We start from the raw sequence: 248 nt of genomic DNA, 5'->3' as shown, positions 1-248 counted from the left end.
ACTCTCTTTTGGTGCCGCGTACGTGGGAAATCCCTAACACCAGACAACCCATTCCATTGCGGTGTCTGGACCTTTGCGGATTTATCCGAAGAACGCCCCGTCGTATCACTCACCCAGCGTGAACGCGAAGTTGCCATCCTAACGTGCCGGGGCTTAACCTCCAAAGAGATTGGCCTAAAACTCGACCTTAGCTATCGCACCGTCGAAGAATACCGCGCCCGCCTGCTAAAGAAATTCGGCGCTCGAAA

At 54.0% G+C, this 248-nt stretch carries 1 protein-coding gene; it reads left to right on the top strand.

Going from position 1 to position 248, the window contains the following annotated elements:
• On the top strand, nt 1-248 hold a 248-nt coding region (locus NLF92_RS14345; protein ID WP_432420237.1), incomplete at both ends, for a LuxR C-terminal-related transcriptional regulator.

The organism is Opacimonas viscosa, assembly GCF_024199005.1.
GTDB classification, from domain to species: domain Bacteria; phylum Pseudomonadota; class Gammaproteobacteria; order Enterobacterales; family Alteromonadaceae; genus Opacimonas; species Opacimonas viscosa.
This window is presented reverse-complemented; position numbering and strand designations above follow the sequence as displayed.